17 protein-coding genes are annotated in these 17,742 nt (G+C 72.4%); 5 read left to right on the top strand and 12 right to left on the bottom strand.

What is annotated here, in order from left to right; all coding sequences use genetic code 11:
- Window positions 1-107: 107 nt before the first annotated feature.
- From ABTW72_RS11350 to ABTW72_RS11315, 8 genes are all read right to left on the bottom strand, one after another.
- Window positions 108-995, bottom strand: coding sequence for a hypothetical protein (locus ABTW72_RS11350; RefSeq protein WP_350857328.1), 888 nt, complete (start codon window positions 993-995; stop codon window positions 108-110).
- Complete coding sequence (locus tag ABTW72_RS11345) at window positions 964-1,617, bottom strand: DUF3618 domain-containing protein (RefSeq protein WP_350857325.1); 654 nt, start codon at window positions 1,615-1,617, stop codon at window positions 964-966. Before ABTW72_RS11345 ends, ABTW72_RS11350 begins: the two co-directional genes overlap by 32 nt.
- Window positions 1,618-1,639: 22 nt before the next feature.
- On the bottom strand, window positions 1,640-2,035 hold the full coding sequence (locus tag ABTW72_RS11340) for a phage holin family protein (protein ID WP_350857322.1): 396 nt from the start codon (window positions 2,033-2,035) through the stop codon (window positions 1,640-1,642).
- A complete protein-coding gene (locus ABTW72_RS11335; RefSeq protein WP_350857319.1) occupies window positions 2,032-2,682 on the bottom strand; it encodes a hypothetical protein in 651 nt (216 codons plus the stop codon). Before ABTW72_RS11335 ends, ABTW72_RS11340 begins: the two co-directional genes overlap by 4 nt.
- Window positions 2,683-2,862: 180 nt before the next feature.
- Window positions 2,863-3,270, bottom strand: coding sequence for a DUF3263 domain-containing protein (locus ABTW72_RS11330; protein WP_350857316.1), 408 nt, complete (start codon window positions 3,268-3,270; stop codon window positions 2,863-2,865).
- A gap of 110 nt (window positions 3,271-3,380) precedes the next feature.
- Window positions 3,381-4,397 (bottom strand): ABC transporter permease subunit, encoded by a 1,017-nt coding sequence (locus tag ABTW72_RS11325; protein ID WP_350857313.1) that lies wholly within the window; start codon window positions 4,395-4,397, stop codon window positions 3,381-3,383.
- Window positions 4,394-5,404, bottom strand: a complete 1,011-nt coding sequence (locus ABTW72_RS11320; protein ID WP_091403013.1) for an ABC transporter ATP-binding protein — start codon at window positions 5,402-5,404, stop codon at window positions 4,394-4,396. Before ABTW72_RS11320 ends, ABTW72_RS11325 begins: the two co-directional genes overlap by 4 nt.
- Window positions 5,405-5,525: 121 nt before the next feature.
- Entirely contained in the window at window positions 5,526-6,311 is a 786-nt protein-coding gene (locus tag ABTW72_RS11315) for a DeoR/GlpR family DNA-binding transcription regulator (RefSeq protein WP_091403015.1), read from the bottom strand.
- 200 nt (window positions 6,312-6,511) lie between these two features.
- Between ABTW72_RS11315 and ABTW72_RS11310 the strand changes: the two genes are divergently transcribed.
- From ABTW72_RS11310 to nagA, 3 genes are read left to right on the top strand one after another with little or no spacing between them, the layout of a single operon-like run.
- Complete coding sequence (locus ABTW72_RS11310) at window positions 6,512-7,441, top strand: SIS domain-containing protein (protein WP_350857309.1); 930 nt, start codon at window positions 6,512-6,514, stop codon at window positions 7,439-7,441.
- The gene (locus ABTW72_RS11305) at window positions 7,438-8,388 is read left to right on the top strand and encodes an ROK family protein (protein WP_350857306.1); all 951 of its coding nucleotides are present in this window, start codon (window positions 7,438-7,440) and stop codon (window positions 8,386-8,388) included. Before ABTW72_RS11310 ends, ABTW72_RS11305 begins: the two co-directional genes overlap by 4 nt.
- On the top strand, window positions 8,385-9,494 hold the full coding sequence (gene nagA, locus ABTW72_RS11300) for an N-acetylglucosamine-6-phosphate deacetylase (protein ID WP_350857303.1): 1,110 nt from the start codon (window positions 8,385-8,387) through the stop codon (window positions 9,492-9,494). The genes ABTW72_RS11305 and nagA overlap by 4 nt, the downstream gene beginning before the upstream one ends.
- 227 nt (window positions 9,495-9,721) lie before the next feature.
- Here nagA and ABTW72_RS11295 read toward each other — a convergent pair whose 3' ends face one another.
- Complete coding sequence (locus ABTW72_RS11295; RefSeq protein ID WP_350857300.1) at window positions 9,722-10,945, bottom strand: DUF4032 domain-containing protein; 1,224 nt, start codon at window positions 10,943-10,945, stop codon at window positions 9,722-9,724.
- A 119-nt stretch (window positions 10,946-11,064) separates the two neighbouring features.
- Here ABTW72_RS11295 and ABTW72_RS11290 point away from each other — a divergent pair, with 119 nt between their 5' ends.
- On the top strand, window positions 11,065-11,802 hold the full coding sequence (locus ABTW72_RS11290) for a phosphatase PAP2 family protein (protein ID WP_350857871.1): 738 nt from the start codon (window positions 11,065-11,067) through the stop codon (window positions 11,800-11,802).
- 11 nt (window positions 11,803-11,813) lie between these two features.
- A complete protein-coding gene (locus tag ABTW72_RS11285; protein WP_350857297.1) occupies window positions 11,814-13,055 on the top strand; it encodes an APC family permease in 1,242 nt (413 codons plus the stop codon).
- Between the two features lie 13 nt (window positions 13,056-13,068).
- Here the strand turns inward: ABTW72_RS11285 and ABTW72_RS11280 are convergent, their stop codons facing one another.
- The 3 genes from ABTW72_RS11280 to ABTW72_RS11270 are packed head-to-tail and all read right to left on the bottom strand — an operon-like array spanning window position 13,069 to window position 17,723.
- On the bottom strand, window positions 13,069-13,824 hold the full coding sequence (locus ABTW72_RS11280; protein WP_350857295.1) for an ABC transporter permease: 756 nt from the start codon (window positions 13,822-13,824) through the stop codon (window positions 13,069-13,071).
- 26 nt (window positions 13,825-13,850) lie between these two features.
- Complete coding sequence (locus ABTW72_RS11275) at window positions 13,851-14,840, bottom strand: ATP-binding cassette domain-containing protein (protein WP_350857293.1); 990 nt, start codon at window positions 14,838-14,840, stop codon at window positions 13,851-13,853.
- 30 nt (window positions 14,841-14,870) lie between these two features.
- Entirely contained in the window at window positions 14,871-17,723 is a 2,853-nt protein-coding gene (locus ABTW72_RS11270) for an AfsR/SARP family transcriptional regulator (RefSeq protein ID WP_350857290.1), read from the bottom strand.
- Window positions 17,724-17,742 lie beyond the last annotated feature (19 nt).

Here is a 17,742-nt window from a genome sequence, read left to right as displayed (position 1 = left end):
TGGCCATCCACTGGCGGTCCGGACAGCGGTACCGGCCGGTCGGGCGGCTCGGGTGTTCCACATCACGCTCTGTTGTCACCCAACCGGGTGTCAGTGGACCAGAACGCCTACCCGAACTCGCAGAACACCACCGAGGCGTCGTCGGTGGACTTGTGTCGGCGCAGCCGATCGGGATGGTCGCGCTCGGCGTCCCGCACCCGGTCGATCAACGCGCCCGGACCGTCGACGCTCAGCAGGTCCAGCAGACCGGCCCAGTCGGTCAGCGCGAACTGCTCCACCGCGCTGGACGCGCCGTCACTGAGCAGCGCCGCCCGCCGTAGCGCCCCCGGACCGCGCCGGGGCGCGGTCCCGGTGACCGCGTGGAACGCCGCGTCCGGGTCGGAGGCCGCCACCCAGTAGCCGTGGGTGCGGTTCATCCGCTCCCGCTGGACGCTCACGGCGTGCCGGAACCGGGTGACCGGGTCCGCCGCGCCGCCCGGCACGACGGCCACCGTCTCCCGCAGCTCCGCCATCGCCGCGTCCAGCCGGTTGTCGGTGACCACGCTGACCTGCCCGCCGGCGTCGAGGACCAGTGGGCTGTCGCAGAGCACCAGGTAGTCCACCTGGTCGCCGCAGTCCCGCAGGAGGCAGACCGTGCTGGACGGGGTGCCCGGATGGTCGAGGTCGCACTGCCCGCCGTGGTCGGCGCGTACGGCGAGGATGGCCGCGGCCAGGTTGCTGGTCAGCCGGGCGGCCGGGCGTACCGCCTCGGCGACGCCGATCCGGGCGGCCAGGTGCCGGACGTACCACTCGGGCCCGTGCACGCAGCCGGTCTCGAAGCCGTCCGGCACCGTCGCGCCGTCCAGGACACCGACCAGCGGGCCGAATCGGAAGACCAGATCCTCGTTGACCAGCCGACCCGGGGCTGGCGCGGACGCGGAGCGTACCCGCATCACCGGCGCCGGCCCCGGCGCACCGAACGGATCAGCGCTGTCGAAGGTCGTCGGCGGCCGCATGCGTCTCTCCCTGCACCTGCCCGGCGGCCGAACGGCCCTGGTCGCGTATTGCGGACACGCCCTGCTGGGCGCTGGACCGGACCGACTGCGCCGCCTGCTGCGCAGGCTCCCGCAGGTTGTCCTGCATCTGGTGGCCGACCTGGCTCGCCTGGTCGCGCAGCTGATCGGAGTGCTCACTCACCATGTTCCGCGCACGCCCGGCGAGTTGCCGCTCGCGCCCACTCGGCGGGATCAGCGAGGCGGCCAGCAGACCGACTCCGAAGGCGACCAGGCCGGCAGCCACCGGGTTGCCCTGGGCCTGCTCGCGGGACTGGTGCCCGAGCGAGCGCGCCTCGTCCCGCACCGAACCCATCGCCTCCCGAGACTGGTGCCCGAGCGATCGGGTCTCGTCGCGAACCGCGCCGGCCGCGTGCGACATCCGTTGGCTGGCCTCTTGCCCCATGTGACTCGAGCTGCCCATCACCTTCTCCTTCGCTCGGGTGAACGCGCCGCGGGCCTGCCCGACACGGTCACCGGCGATCCGACGCGGGTTGACCTTGTCGGTCAGTGCGTCGACATCATTGCTCAACTCGTTGCGGGTGGTTTCGATCTCCCGCCGGATTCGATCCGGATCACTGGACATGACCTGTTCCCTCCCGACTCGTTCACCGACCCCGCAGGGCGTCCGGCAGCTCCCGGGCAGTCTGCTGCGTCCGGGGCAGAACCGCACGAGCCCGCTTCAGCTGGGTCCGGGCGTTGATGAAGAGACCACCGGCCACGGCGGCCCAGATGACCGCGACGATCAGCGCCGCCCACCCCTGGTCCATCGTGTTGGACAGCCCCCACCAGAGGGCGTACGACACGAAGAGCACCGCCAGGAACCCGGCCAGCCCGGCGCCGCCGAACATACCGCCGGCCTTGCCGGCCTGGCTGACCTCCTCGCGCAGCTCGGCCTTGGCCAGCTCGACCTCCTTGCGCATCAAAGTGGAGACGTCCCGGGTCACTTCGCCCAGCAGTTCGCCGACCGAGGCCTGGGCCCGTTCCTTCTCCGGGGCGCTCATGGCGCCACCCCGCCGGGCAGATCCGACTGCTCCCGACCGGTGGCCGAGACGTTCTGCGCCCGTGCCGTCCCCACGTACGGCTGCTGACCGGTGTCCGCCGGTGCGCCCTGCGTTGGTGACGGAGTACCGGACGCGCTGCCACCCTGACCGCTGCCCGAGGACGGCGTGGTCAGACCCCGGGTGAGCCGCCCGACCAGCAGCCCGGCCACCGCCGCGCCGGCGAGGAACGTCGCCGGGTGCTGCCGCGCGTACGTGCGTACCTCGTCGAGCACCTCGCTGGGCTCGCGCTCGTCGAGCCAACCGGCGGCCTGCTGGGCGGCGTCGGCCGCCTTGCGTACCACTTGACCGGCCAGCCCGGAATCGCCGTCCCGTTCGGCCATCGAGCTGAGGTTCTGACCCAGGTCGCGCAGGCCCGAAGCGGCCCGCCGCTGCTGCGCCTGCGCCTGATCACGAAGCTGCCCAGTGGCCTGGCCGGTCAACTGCTGGGCCTGTCGCCGCGCCTCTGCGGCCACCTGCCCGCCCTGTTCAGCGGCGGTGTGGGCGACCTGACCCCCGGCCTGCGCGGCCTGGTGGCCGACCCGGGATGCCTCCTGGCGGGCCTGCTGACCTCTACCGCTCGGTGCTCCGCTCTGGTTCGTTGCCGTCATACCCCGCTCCCTCCTTGAGACCGAGGTCGCGTAGCAACCTCGGAACGCCTCCCGCCTACCCGCCAGGCCAGCCGGCATGCGGCCATGCCGGCCGGGCTGGCGCGGAAAGACCGGCAGCGAAGGCGTGAACGAAAGGAATCGGAGGAACCAGCCGCCAGGGCGCAAGGGCGAGTAAGGCGGTCAGCGGCGGCGGTTACGGGCGCGCGACGAGCGCAACCGGCGGAGTCGGCTGATCAGCACGGGGTCGGCGGCGAGGGCTGCCGGATTGTCCAGCAGGCCGTTGAGCAGCTGGTAGTACCGGGTCGACGAGAGCCCGAAGGTGTCCCGGACGGCCTGCTCCTTGGCACCGGCGTGCCGCCACCACTGCTGCTCGAAGGCGAGGATGGCCCGCTCCCGCTCGGTCAGCCCCGCTGCGGGATCAGCGGGCTCAGTGGGCTGCGTCGACTCGTCGGCGGCAGGCGCGTCGGCGGTCTCGATGGGCGGCGCCGGTCGGGGATTCGGGACGGTCGGCCCGGCAGCATCCACGGCCTCACCCGGACGAGCGTCGATGGACGGCTCGGGGGCGGCCGGGGTGGTGTCGGCGGACATGTCGTTCAGCCTAGTCAGCGGCGACCAGGGACGCAGTAGGCGGCGCGGCCGGTTCGTACCGCCGGGAACCCCGACGGCCGGACCGGCCGCGCCGCGTCACTTCGGTCGGGTCAGGAGATGTCGCGGCGACGCATCGCCCAGAGCGCCGCCCCGAGGATCACCACCACCCCGACCGAGAGCAGGATCGAGGACTGCTGCCAGGTGATGTCCATCGTGGCCGGCTTGCACTCCCCGTAGTAGGTAGCGTTGCAGGAGTTCCAGTCCTGCAACGTGACCGTCTTCGTCATCCAGGCCAGCACGTACGTGGGCAGCAGCCAGGCCTCGGCGAACCGCACGCTCGCCATGGACAGCAGGATGCCGAGGCCGAACTGGCCGACCACCATCACCGCCACCACGCCACCGAGGGCCATCGCGGTGTGCCGACCGAGCGAGGCGAGGGCGAAGCCGATGGTGGTGAGCACCAACACCAGCACCACGCCGCGTACGCCGGTCAGCACGAACGACTGCCAGACTCCCGAGGTCATCTTCTCGGTGCTGCCCCGGAAGTTGGCGACCGCCCAGAACCCGGCGAACCACAGCACCGCGGCCGGAAGCGTCACCGCCAGGATGCCGGTGAGCAGCGCGGCCAGCTTGGTGAGCAGTACGGTGAGCCGCTTCGGTCGCCAGAGCAGCAGGTTCATCATGCCGCCGGTGCTCCACTCGGCGCCGACGAAGGACGCGCCGATGACGAACCCGACCAGGGCGAGGATCGCCGCGAACGGGATCAGGGTCTCGGCGAACGTCTCCTTGAAGTCGAACGTCGACGGCAGGAACCAACTCGCCTCGATCTGGTCCCGGGGCGGCGCCGTGATCATCGAGCAGTCGTCCGGGTAGCGGCCGTCGGTCGCCGTGCCGGCCGTCTTGGCCTGCTCACACGCGGCCCGCTCCTGCTCGCTCCAGCGCACCTGCTCCTGGTACTGCTGGTCGGCCTGACGCTCGGCCTGGGCGAGCTGGCCGGCGTCGATCTTCTGGTTGGTGAAGAACACCCCGACCACCACAGCGGCCAGCACCAGCAGGCCGAGCAGTGTCATGTAGCGGGTGAAACGCCGCTTGCTGAGCCGGCGCAGCTCGGTACGAAAGAGGCTCACGCGCCCCACCCTCCTCCAGCGGGACCGGGCTGACCCGTCCCACCGACCTTCATGGACTCGTCGACCTGCCGGTGCTGACCGGGTACCGGCGCGGTGGCGGTCAGTTCGAGGAAGACGCTCTCCAGGTCGACAGCGATCGGCGCCAGCTCACTGACGTAGAGGTTCTTCTCGGCGAGCAGCCGGGTCACCGACGCCGGCTTGTCGACGCCGGCCAGCATCAGGTGGTCCGGGTGACCGGTGACCCGGATCCCGGCCTGGGTGAGCGCCTCGGTGGCCACCGGCAGGTCGCTGACCGCCTCCAGCCGGATCCGGACCGCACCGGACGAGTGCTGCGCGAGCACCTCGTCGACCGGACCGAACGCGACCCGCCGGCCCAGCGAGATGATGGTGACCGAGTCGCAGATCAGCTGGATCTCACCGAGGATGTGGCTGGACAGCACCACTGTCATTCCGGACTCGGCGAGCGTCCGCATCAGCGTGCGCATCTCCCGGATACCGCCCGGGTCGAGGCCGTTGGCCGGCTCGTCGAGGATGAGCAGCTTCGGGTTCTTCAGCAGGGCCGAGGCCACGGCGAGCCGCTGCTTCATGCCCAACGAGTACGTCTTGACCCGCTCGCCGGACCGGTCGCGTAGCCCGACGAGTTCCAGCACCTCGTCGACCCGGACGGCCGGCACCTCGCCCGCCCCCGCGAGCAGGGACAGCGTGTCGCGGGCCGTGAAGTGCGGGAAGAACTGCGGGCTCTCCACGATCGCGCCGACCTGACCGGCGACCGTGGGCAGCGCGTCGGGGACCTCGTGCCCGAGCAGCGCCATCCGGCCACCGTCGGGTCGGATCAGGCCGAGCAGCGTACGCAGCGTGGTGGTCTTGCCGGACCCGTTGGGACCCAGGAAGCCGTGCACCTGCCCCGCGTCGACCCGCATGTCGAAGCCGTCGAGCGCGTTGCGGGTGCCGCGTCGACGACTCTTGTACGTCTTACGTAGACCTTCGATCTCCAGGACAGCTGGCAAGCTGCACCTCCCCCGATGGGTGGGCGTGACAGCCGACACCATACGCGGTATGCAGGAGCGCGCAATACGCGGTATGCATCGACGCGCCGATCGGGCTAGTTCATCGACGGAGCGTGACCTCTCAGGCGCAGATGACCTGTACGCCGGCAGCGCGGAACGCGTCCACCACCTCGGGCGCGGCACCGGAGTCGGTCACCAGCGTCTCCACCCGCTCGACCGGGCAGATCCGGGCGAAGGCGTGACCCCCCAGCTTGGACGAGTCCGCGATGATCACCACGCGCTTGGCGCGGGCCACCATCAGGTTGTTCATCGCCGCCTCCCCCTCGTGGTGGGCGGCGGCGCCGAGCTGCGGGTCGATCGCGTCCACGCCGAGCAGGGCGACGTCCAGGGTGACCTCGCGCAGCAGCGCCCCGCCCAGCGGCCCGACCAGCTCGAACGATTTCGGGCGCACCACGCCGCCGGCCACCACGACCTTCATCCGGGATCGGACCAGCAGCTCGTTGGCGATGTTCAGCGCGTTGGTCACCACTGTGAGCTGGGCACCCTCGGCGCTGGTGTTGAGATCCGGTCGCACGGCGAGCGCCCTCGCCACCTCGGTGCTGGTGGTGCCGCCGTTCAGGCCGACCACGGTGCCCGGCGTGACGAGCGCGGCGGCGGCCGCCCCGATCCGCTGCTTCTCGGCCGAGTGCTTGGCGGTCTTGTAGCGCAGAGGCAGGTCGTACGACACGCCGTTGGCGACCGCGCCGCCCCGGGTCCTCGTGATCATCTGCTGCTGTGCGAGCTGGTCGAAGTCACGCCGGATGGTGGCCTGGGAGACGTCCAGCCGCTCGGCTGCCGCCTCGACGCTGACCCGGCCGTTGTCGGTCAGCATTTCGAGCAGGGCGTTCCATCTGGCGTACCGGTCCACCGCGGGGGCCCTCCCAGCAACTGCACGGACGGTGATTGATTGCGTGCACACTAGTGCGCGAAACTAGGCTGGCGCAAAAGACTGACCTGCGCGATCGGCCGGCCGGTTGCCATGGTCACCCGCGTTCGCGCAGAATAACGCGCGAAATGCGGGTCTAACGAGCCGTATTGCGCACCGATCGGCCCTGCGAGGAGTTTCCCATGGCGTACGTGGACGCGGAGATCGCGAGCCAACCCGACTGCTGGCGGGAGGCGGCCAGCCTGGCCGAGGTCGTACGCGGTGACCTGCCGCGCCCCGGGGAGCGGGTCGCCGTCGTCGGTTGCGGCACGTCGTGGTTCATGGCGATGGCGTACGCGGCCCGCCGCGAGCAGGCCGGCCAGGGTGAGACCGACGCGTTCCAGGCGTCCGAGTTCCCCGCCGGCCGCCGCTACGACCGGCTGATCGCGATCACCCGCTCCGGCACCACCACCGAGGTGCTGGAACTGCTCGCCGCGCTGCGCGGACGGACACCCACCACCGTCATCGTCGGTGACCCCACGTCCCCGGCGGTCGAGCTGGCCGCAGCCACAGTGGCCATGCCCTTCGCCGACGAACGGTCGGTGGTGCAGACCCGCTTCGCGACCACCGCGCTGGCCCTGCTCCGGGCCCAGCTCGGCGACCCGGTGACCGCACTCGCCGCCGACGCCGAGGTGGCGGTGCGATCCCCGCTGCCGATCGACCCGGCCACCATCGAGCAGGTCACCTTCCTCGGTCGGGGGTGGACGATCGGGCTGGCCCAGGAGGCCGCGCTGAAGTGCCGCGAGGCGGCCACCTTCTGGGCCGAGGCGTACCCGGCGATGGACTACCGGCACGGGCCCATCTCGGTCGCCGCGCCGGGCCGGCTGGTCTGGGCGTTGGGTGAGCTGCCCGACGGGCTGCCCGAGAACGTGGCCGCCACCGGCGCGGCCTTCGTGCACAGCCGCACGCACGGCTGGCGCACGGTGCTCGGCAGCTGGTCCGCCGGCCGTACCCCGGTCGACCCGATGGCCGACCTGATCCTGGCCCAACGCTTCGCGGTCGCGCTGGCCACCAGCCGGGGCCTCGACCCGGACGCGCCCCGCCACCTGACCCGGTCCGTGGTGTTGGCGTGAGCGACCGCGTGGTCGTTGCGCTGGACGTCGGCGGCACCGGCATGAAGTGCGCCCTGGTCCGATCGGACGGAGTCGTGGTGCGCACCGAACGGCACCCCACCGACGCCGCACGCGGGCCGGCCGCCGTGGTCGGCACCATCCTGGAGGTGGCCGGCGGGCTGGCCGACAAGGCTCGCGCCGACGGGCTCACCCCGATCGCGGTCGGCATCGCCGTGCCCGGGGTGGTGGACGAGGCACGCGGCGTCGCGGTCTGGTCGGCGAACGTGGGCTTCCGGGACCTACCCCTGCGGGAGCTGACGGTGCAGCGGCTCGGCCTGCCGACGGCGCTCGGCCACGACGTGCGTGCCGGTGGCCTCGCCGAGGCCCGGCTCGGCGCCGGCCGGGGCACCGGGCATGTGCTGTTCGTGGCGATCGGCACCGGCATCGCCGCCGCGCACGTCGTGGACGGCACTGCCGTCGTGGGGGCGCACGGCGCCGCCGGGGAGATCGGCCACATCCTGGTCCGGCCCGATGGTCCGCGCTGCGGCTGCGGTCGCCCCGGCTGCCTGGAGGCGATCGCGTCGGCGGCCGCGATCGGCCGCCGCTACGCCGAACTCGTCGGCGAGAGCGCAGACGTCCCCGTGACGGCGGCGGAGGTGGCCGAGCGGGCCGCAGCCGGCGAACAGCTCGCCGGCCAGGTCTGGCAGGAGGCGGTCGAGGCGCTCGCCGATGGCCTCGCCAGCGGGCAGGCGCTGTTCGACGTGGCGACGATCGTGCTCGGCGGCGGCCTGGCCCAGGCCGGGGACCTGCTGCTGACCCCGCTGCGGGCGGCGCTGCACGAACGAATGACCTTCCACCGGGAGCCGCACCTGGTCGCGGCAGCCCTCGGCGACGAGGCCGGTTGCCTCGGTGCCGCCCTGCTCGCCCTGGACGCCATGGGTGTCCGTGACCATCAGGAGAAGCGATGACCGTACGGGTGAACGGCCGGGTGGTGACCCCGACCGGGGTCGTCCGACAGGGCTGCGTCGAGTGGGACGGTGATCGGATCACCGCGGTGGCCGAGTATCCGTCGGTGCGCGACGGGCACTGGATCCTGCCCGGCTTCGTGGACATGCACACGCACGGCGGTGGCGGGCACACCTTCACCACCGGGGACGCCGGCGAGGCCCGCGCGGCGGCCGACTTCCACCTGGCCCACGGCACCACCACGCTGCTGGCCAGCCTGGTCAGCGCGCCCTTTCCACTGATGCGTACGGCCACCGAGGCGTTCGCCCCGTTGGTCGACGAGGGCGTGTTGGCGGGGATCCACTTCGAGGGGCCGTACCTGTCGGCCGCCCGCTGCGGCGCACAGAACCCGGAGTACCTGCGTGACCCGTCGACCGACGAGCTGACCGAGCTGATCGAGCTGGGCCGGGGCGCGATCCGGATGGTCACCCTCGCCCCGGAGCGCGACGGCGCGCTGGAGGCGATCAAGCTGCTCACCGCGCAGCGGGTGGTCGCGGCGGTGGGCCACACCGACGCCACGTACGAGCAGACCCGCGCCGCGGTCGCCGCCGGCGCGAGTGTCGGCACCCACCTGTTCAACGGGATGCGGCCGGTGCATCACCGTGAGCCGGGGCCGATCGTGGCCCTGCTCGACGCGCCCACAGTGATCTGCGAGCTGGTTGCCGACGGGGTGCACCTGCACGACGGCATGCTGACCTTCGTCACCGCCACCGCCGGCCCGGACCGCGCCGCGCTGATCACCGACGCGATGGCCGCCGCCGGCATGCCCGACGGCGAGTACGAGTTGGGCGGCCAGGCCGTCACCGTCGCCGACGGGGTCGCCCGACTCGCCCGCGACGGCGCGATCGCCGGCAGCACGCTGACCATGGACGCCGCGCTGCGGCACGCCGTGAACGCCGGAATCCCGATCGCCGACGCCGCCCGGATGGTGGCCACCACCCCGGCGCGGGCCATCGGCCTGGGTGACCGGGTCGGGTCCCTCCAGGTGGGCCTCCGCGCCGACCTGGTGGTGCTCGACGACGACCTCAACGTGGTGCGGGTGCTGCGCGGGGGCTCCTGGGTGGAGTGACGGCGGCGTCTCCCTCGCCGCTCGCATCCGCCGGGGGTCGCGGCCGGGCCGCCCTGGCAGGGTCCGATGTGTACGCCGCATTGCCTTTGAAGCTGAATCGTTTACGACATCAGCTGCAAAGGCATCTACCGCACACTCCCCGACGGCACCCTGCGACGACAATTCCGCCTCGGCGAAGCGGGGCGGCACTCCGGCCGAATGAACGTCGGAGCAGGCGGAGGCCCCGCTCAGCCGACGGCGGGGACCTCGACGCCGAGGACGGCCTGCTCGTCGGGGCGGTGCACCAGCACGTCCGACAGGTACGACTGGACCGCGTGGCGCATCCCGACGTCCCGGCCGGCCTTCTCGGAGAGCAGCCACTTGTGCTCGATGATCTGGGCGAACAGCTCCTGCGGCTCCAGCTTGCGGCGCAGGTGCGCGGGGACGGCGCGGACCACCGGCTCGAAGACCTCGGTGAGCCAGCGGTGCGCGGCCTGCTGCTCGTCGATCAGGTCGCTCTCCGCGCGGTAGGCGTCCAGGTCGTTGAGCAGCTTGCGGGCCTGGTTCTCCTCGGCGTCCAGCCCGGTCAGCCGCAGCAGCCGCCGGGTGTGGTAGCCGGCGTCGACGACCTTCGGCCGAACCAGGAACCGCCCGTCGTCGATGGACGACATGGCCACCTCGGCGACGTCGAAGCCCAGCTCGTTGAGGCGGCGGATCCGGCCCTCGATGTCGTGTCGCGCCTCCCGCTCGATCGCCTGCTCATAGGTGATCTCGTGCCAGAGCCGCTCGTAGCGCTGCACGACCTCCTCGCAGACCACCTCCGGGTCGATGGACTCGTGCAGCAGCCCGGCGGCCTGCAGGTCCAGCGCCTCACCGAAGATGTTCACCCGGGCGATCTCCAGGTCTTCGCCACGCTGGCCGTTGGAGAGCGAGTTGTGCAGGGCACCCGTCTCCGCGTCCACCAGGTAGGCGGCGAAGGCTCCCGCGTCCCGCCGGAACAGCGTGTTCGACAGCGAGCAGTCGCCCCAGAAGAAGCCGGTCAGGTGCATCCGCACGATCAGTGCGGCGAGCGCGTCGAGCAGCCGGCTCATCGTCTCCGGCCGAAGTGTGTGCGAGAAGAGCGCCCGGTACGGCAGCGAGAACTGCAGATGCCGGGTGATCAGCACCGATTCGAGCGGCTCCCCGTCCTCGGTCTGCCGGTCGGCGACGACCGCCACCGCCTCGACCGAGGGAAAGTCGATCCGCTCCAGGGCCCGGAGCAGGTCGTACTCCCGCTCGGCGATCCGCTCGCGGGTCTCCTTGAACGCGTACACGTAGTCGCCCAACCGGACGAAACGGACGACGTGCCGGGAGATGCCCTGCGGCAGCGCCACCAGGTGTTGGGCAGGCCACTCCTCCAGCGGTGTCGACCAGGGCAGGTCGAGCAGCGCCGGGTCCACGAGGGCAGACGTGATCCGCACGGGCACAAGCATGACGCCTCGCCCCCCGCATCGCCTCACATCGTGGTTGGGCCCACAGCGCCGCACACCCCGGCCTCGCGTCGGGCCGGTAGCGTGGTCGCGTGCTCAATCCCACAGCGGTACGACGTGACCTGCGGCTACGGCCCGTCCGCCCGGCCGGCTGGTGGTTCGACGCGCTCCTGCTGGTCGGTCTGGTCGGGTTGACGGTGGCGCTCGCCGCCGACCAGCTCTTCGGATTGGACCGGGCGGTCGCCGACTGGGCCGGCGGGCACCGACCGACCGCCGCGTACTGGGTCGCCCGGGTGCTGAACTTCCTCGGCCAGGGCACTCCGCTGACGTTGATCGCCGCCGGGCTGGGCGTGCTGCTGGCCGTCCGGCTGCGGTCGGTGCGGCCGATCCTGCCTCCGGTGGTCGCGTTCGTGCTGACCAACCTGACGATCGGCCCGCTCAAGATCTGGACCGCGCGGGCGGCACCGAGCGCCAGCGTGAAGGAGCCGTTCCTGACGCCCGAGCAGACCCTGCCGCTGTTCCACGACGACCTGCCGGTGCAGTTCGCCCAGTCCTACCCGTCGGGGCACGTCGCCAACGCGATCGTCTGGTACGGGGTCATCGCGATGCTGCTCGCCCCGCTGGCTCGCAGCTTCGGCCGCCAACTGCCGGCCCGGCTCGTCACCGTGATCCGCGTCGTGCCGCCGCTGGTCGTCCTCACCACCACCACCTACCTCGGCTGGCACTGGCTGACCGACTCGGTGGCCGGGCTGCTGCTGGGCCTGCTCCTGGACCGGCTGCTGCACCGGGCACCCTGGGACGGCGTGCCGCTCCCCGGCCGGTTACGCGGATGGGATCGGCCGTTCACCTCGTACCCCTAGGGTTCTGGTTCGTGGATCAACTGGCGCGGCGGCTGGGCGTACCCGATGCGGTTGTCATCGGGTTGGGCTCGATGCTGGGTGCGGGCGTCTTCGTGGTCTTCGGCCCGGCGGTGGCGGCGGCCGGCGGTGCCGGCCTGCTGCCCGCGCTGGCGTTGGCCGGCTTCGTCGCCTTCTGCAACGCGACCAGCTCGGCGCGGCTCGCGGCCCGTTACCCGGAGTCCGGCGGCACCTACGTCTACGGCCGGGAGCGCCTCGGACCGTTCGCCGGGTTTCTGGCCGGTTGGGGCTTCGTGGTCGGCAAGACGGCGAGCTGTGCGGCGATGGCGTTGACCGTCGGGGCGTACCTCTGGCCGGGCCAGGCTCGGCTGGTCGCCGTCGGCGCGGTGCTCGCGGTGACCGCGGTGAACCTGCGTGGCATCGGCAAGACCGCCACCGTGACCAAAGCGTTGGTCGCGCTGGTGCTCGCAGTGCTGGCACTGGTCACGGTCGTCGGCCTGGTCGGTGGGCCGGTGCAGTTGGACCGGCTCGGCGAGCCCGGAGGCTCGGCGCGGGGCGTGCTCACCGCCGCCGGGTTGCTGTTCTTCGCCTTCGCCGGGTACGCCCGGATCGCCACGCTGGGCGAGGAGGTGCGCGACCCGCAGCGGACCATCCCGCGCGCGGTGCCGCTGGCGCTCGGGGTGGTGCTCGTGATCTACCTGGTGCTGGCCGTGGTCACCCTCGGCGTGCTCGGCGCCGACCGGCTGGCCGATTCCGCAGCGCCCCTGGTCGACGTGGTGACCGCCGCCGGGCTGCCCGGCCTGGCGTGGGTGGTCCGCGCCGGTGCCACCATCGCGGTCGTCGGGGTGCTGCTGTCCCTGGTCGCCGGGGTCGGTCGGACCACCCTCGCCATGGCCCGCCGCCGTGACCTGCCCGGCGCGTTGGCCGCCGTCCACCGGGTGCACCAGGTGCCGCACCGCGCCGAACTGGCGGTCGCCGCCGTGGTGATCGTGGTGGTGCTGCTCGGTGACGTACGCGACGCGATCGGCTTCTCCAGCTGCACGGTGCTCGTCTACTACGCGATCACCAACGCGGCTGCGCTCACCCTGGGCCGGGACCCGGACCGGCGGTTGCCGGTCCGGGTGCTCGCCGGTCTGGGGCTCCTCGGTTGTCTGCTGCTGGCGGTCAACCTGCCGCTGGGCAGCGTTCTCGCCGGCTTCGGTGTGCTCGCCGTCGGTGCCGCCTTCCACACCCTGCGGGCTCGTCGCCGACCCTGACATGCGGCCGCAGTCAGCGGCTCAACCGCTGGTAGCGGCGCACGGCCAGCGGGGCGAACGTCGCGATCAGCAGCACCGGCCACAGCACCGCCAACACCATCGCGTGCTCCGCCGGCCAGGAGTCGCCACCCAGGCCCGGGTTGCCGAACAGTTCGCGGATCGCCGCCACGGTTGCCGACAACGGGTTCCACTCCGAGATCGTCCCGATGACCGGAGGCATCAGCTCGGGCGACACGAAGACGTTGGAGATCGCGCTCAACGGGAACGCCGCCGGAAAGACGATCACGCCGACCGTGTCCGGGTTGCGGACCAGCAACGCCAGGTAGATCCCGACCCAGGTGATCGCGATTCGCAGCAGCAGCAGGAGACCGACGGCGAGCAACGCCTTGCCGACACCCTGTCGCCACTGCCACCCGACGAGCAGGCCACACACCAGGAGGGTGGACATCTCCAGCAGGGCGCGCAGCAGGTCGGCGGCGCTGCGACCGGTCATCAGGGCGGACCGGGCCATCGGCATCGACCGGAACCGGTCGACCACACCCCGGCTGAGGTCCAGCGCCACGCCGGTCGCGGTGGCCCCCAGCCCGTACAGCATCGTCATCACGAAGACCCCCGGCAGCAGGAACTCGCGGTAACTGCCACCGCCCGCTACCTGCATGCCGCTGCCGAACACGTACCCGAAGACCAGCACGAACATGATCGGCAGCGAGAAATAGAGGATCAGCTCCTCCGGCGCGCGGACCACATGGGTCATGTTCCGCCTGGTCATCGTCCAACCGTCAGCGATCACAGTGGTCATGCCACGTCCGCCTTTCGTCCCGCCGCCACGGGCTCACGGGCCTCATCCGGCCGGTGCCCGGTCAGGTGCAGAAACGCCTCGTCCAACGTCGCGCGCCGCAGGCCGATGTCCTCGACCGCGATCCCGGCGTCGTCCAGCGCGCGCACCACGTCGACCAGGCCGGCGACGCGATCGACCACCGGCACACTGAGCCGTCGGACCTCCGGGTCGAGTTCGGGCTCCGCACCGCAGATCGGCGCGACGAGGCGGGCCGCCTGGCTCAGCTCGGCCGCGTCGCGGACCACCACCTCGATCCGGTCGCCGCCGGTCATCGCCTTCAGCTGGTCCGGTGAACCCTCGGCCACCACCCGACCGGCGTCGATCACCGAGATCCGGTCGGCGAGCTGATCGGCCTCCTCCAGGTACTGCGTGGTGAGCAGCACCGTGGTCCCGTCCGCCACGAGACCGCGCACCAGGTCCCACACCTGGTTGCGGCTGCGCGGGTCCAGGCCGGTCGTCGGCTCGTCCAGGAACAGCACGCGCGGCCTGCGGATCAGGCTGGCGGCGAGGTCCAGTCGGCGACGCATCCCACCCGAGTACTCACCGGCGGACCGACTCGCCGCCTCGTCGAGCCCGAACCGTTCCAGCAGCTCACCGGCGCGTCGGCGGGCCTCCCCTCGGCCGAGCCGGAACAACCGGCCGAACAGCTCCAGGTTCTGCCGGCCGCTGAGGATCTCGTCGACCGCGGCGTACTGCCCGGTCAGCCCGATCCGGGCGCGCACCTCGTCCGGCCGGCGCAGGACGTCGTACCCGGCCACGGTGGCCCTTCCCGTGTCGAAGCGCAGCAGCGTGGTGAGGATCCGTACGGCCGTCGTCTTGCCCGCGCCGTTCGGTCCCAGCAGTCCGTGGACCGTGCCGGGCGGCACGGTCAGGTCGAACGTGTCGAGCGCGCGGGTCGGGCCGTAGCGCTTACCCAGACCCTCGGCGACCACCTCGAATGTCGTCATGCCCCCACGGTGCGGCCGGGCGCTGACCGGTCACGCACCGTCCGCTGACGGCGGCGCACCGGGCTTCTCCGCCTCGGTGATCTCCTTCAGGACGAGAATGATCTCCGCACGGGCGGCGTCGCCGACGTACCAGCCGGTGAGCCCGCCGGCCAACGCCTCCTCGCAGAACCGCCTCGCGGCGGCCAGGTCCCCGCGCACCCGGGCCACCTGGGCGAGGCCGAGCCGGGCGCTGGCCACGAACTCGGGCGCGCCGCTGCGCTGCGCGAGGAGCAACGCACCGGCGAAGTCGTCGTGCGCCCCCGCGAGGTCACCGGCGCGCAGCCTTGTCTCGCCCCGGGTACGCAGCATGTCGGCCTGGTCGACGGCCGACCCGAGCGCCTCGACCAGTCCCATGGCCTCATCCATGTGGGCGCCCGCGGTCTCCGGATCGCCCTGCCAGGCGGCCAGTTCGCCGAGCGCACCGAGCGTGATCATGGTGCCCCACCGGTCCCCGGTGCCGCGGAAGCCGTCCAGCGCGGTGGCCAGCGCGGCCCTGGCCCGGTCCCATTGGTCGCTCCACATCAGCGCCGAGCCGCTGCCCATCGCGCCGAGTGCGTTGATCCACGGGTCCGGGCCGACCAGCCGTCGCAGCTCCCCCATCAGCTCGTCGACATCCTCGGCACCGCCGGACGGCGGTCCCGTCGAGATTCCCGACAGGTACAGCAGGAAGGGCTGGCGGGGCGGCCGGTCGAGGCTGCGGATCACGGACCGCTGCGTCCCGAGGGACGGCAGAGGGCCGGAGCCGGCGAGCGAGGCGTTGTAGACGCAGAGGGCGAACTCCTCGCCCAACCCTGGCGGCGCCTCGGTGCCCAGCAGTTCGAGGACGTCCGCGGCGAGCCGCGCCCCCTCCCCGCGCATGCCGCGCAGCCACCAGTAGAACGACAGGGCCGCGACCATTCCGGCCGCATCGGACGCGTCACCGGCCGCGGTGGCCCGGCGCAACGCCGCGTGCAGGTTGTCCCGCTCCGCGTCGAGCCGTCGCAGCCAGTGCAGTTGCTCCGCGCAGCGGAGGTGGTCGCTGGCGGTCCAGGCGAATTCCAGGAAGTACGCGGTGTGTGCGCGACGGAGCAGGTCGGCCTCGCCTGCCTCGGCGAGACGTTCGGCGCAGAAGGCCCGCACCGTTTCGAGCATCCGGTACCGGCCGCCGGCCATCTCCACGAAGGACTTGTCGACCAGAGCGGTGAGCGCGTCGACGAACTCGGCGGTGGGTAGACCACAGACCCGCTCGGCGGCCTCCAGCGTGGCCCCACCGGCGAAGACGGTCAGCCGTCGGGCCACCTTCCGTTCGGCGTCGTCGAGCAGATCCCAGCTCCACTCGACCACGGCTCGGAGGGTGCGGTGTCGCGGCGACACGGCCCGGTTGCCCGTCGACAACAGCCGGAACCGATCGTCGAGACGGGCTGCCACCTCGGCGACGGACAGCGCCCGCAGCCGTGCGGCGGCCAACTCGATCGCCAGTGGCAGGCCGTCCAGGCTGCGGCAGATCCGCAGCACCATCTCGACGTTGGCCGGCGTGACGGTGAAGTCGGGAGCGACGTCGGCGGCCCGTTGGGCGAAGAGGCCGACCGCCGCGTACTCGTCGGCGGCCAACACGGACGCGCCGAGCGGCGGCACTGTGAGCCCGGACAGCGGGCACAGCGCCTCACCGGCCAGCCCGAGCGGCTCCCGACTGGTGGCCAGGACGCGCAACGCCGGGCATGCGCTCAGCAACCGGGCCGCCAGCCGGGCCGCGTCGACGAGGACGTGCTCGCAGTTGTCGAGCACCAGCAGCAGTCGCCGCTCGGCGAGCGCCTCGACCAGCCGATCGGTGGTCTGCCAGCCCGACTCGGCCGGGGCGCGCAGGCCCGCGTCGCGCAGGCCGAGCGCGCTCAGCACCGCCTGCGGAACGTCCGACCCGTCGGCCAGCCCGGCCAGCTCGACGAAACGGACCTCCCCGTCGACCCGGCCCGCGGCCTCGATCGCCAGGCGCGTCTTGCCCGCGCCCCCGGGGCCGGTGAGGGTGACGAGCCGGCGAGCGCCGAGCAGGTCGCCGACACGCTTGAGCTCCTCCTCGCGCCCGACGAAGGTGGTGAGTTGACTCGGCAGCACCGGTTCGGCCGACCCGCGTTCCTCACCGCGCAGCACCGCCAGGTGGACCGCGGCCAGCTCCGCCGATGGGTCGACGCCGAGCTGCTCGGCCAGCGTGTGCCGGGCGTCCTCGAACTCGGCCAGCGCCTCCGCCGGCCGACCGAGTGCCGCCAGGGCACGCATGAGCTGGCCCCGCGAGCGCTCCCGGAGGGGATGCGCGACGACCAGCTCCCGCAGCTCCGCGATCAGCGCACTCTGTGCGCCCAACGCCAGGTCCGCCTCGACCCGGTCCTCGATGGCGGCCAACCGCAGCTCGTCCAGCCGGGCCGCCTGCGCGGGCGCGCCGGCTGCGCCGATGGCATCGGCCAGGGCGGGACCACGCCACAGCTCCAACGCCTCACGCAACACCGCCGCCGCCCGGTGCCAGTCGCCGTCGACGAGCGCGCGACGTCCGGCCTCGGCGAGCCGTTCAAACCGGTACGCGTCGACATCGTCGGGGTCCACGGCCAGGCGATAACCGGCCGGGTGAAACTCGACCGGGTCGTGCTCGGCGGCCAGGGCCTGGCGCAGCCGCGACACCTGGGACTGGAGCGCGTTGGCCGCACCCCGGGGCGGATGCTCCCCGTACAGGCCGTCGATCAGGCGCTCCGCGGAGACCACCCGGCCCGCGTCGAGCAGGAGGAGCGCCAGCAGGGCGCGCAGCCGCGGACCGCCCACGGGGACCTCTCGCCCGTCGGCCAGTACCACCTGGGTCGGCCCCAGGATGCGGAAACGCATGCCATGGATTGTCGCCCAC

Source organism: Micromonospora sp. NPDC127501 (genome assembly GCF_040302185.1).
GTDB lineage: Bacteria > Actinomycetota > Actinomycetes > Mycobacteriales > Micromonosporaceae > Micromonospora.
This window is presented reverse-complemented; position numbering and strand designations above follow the sequence as displayed.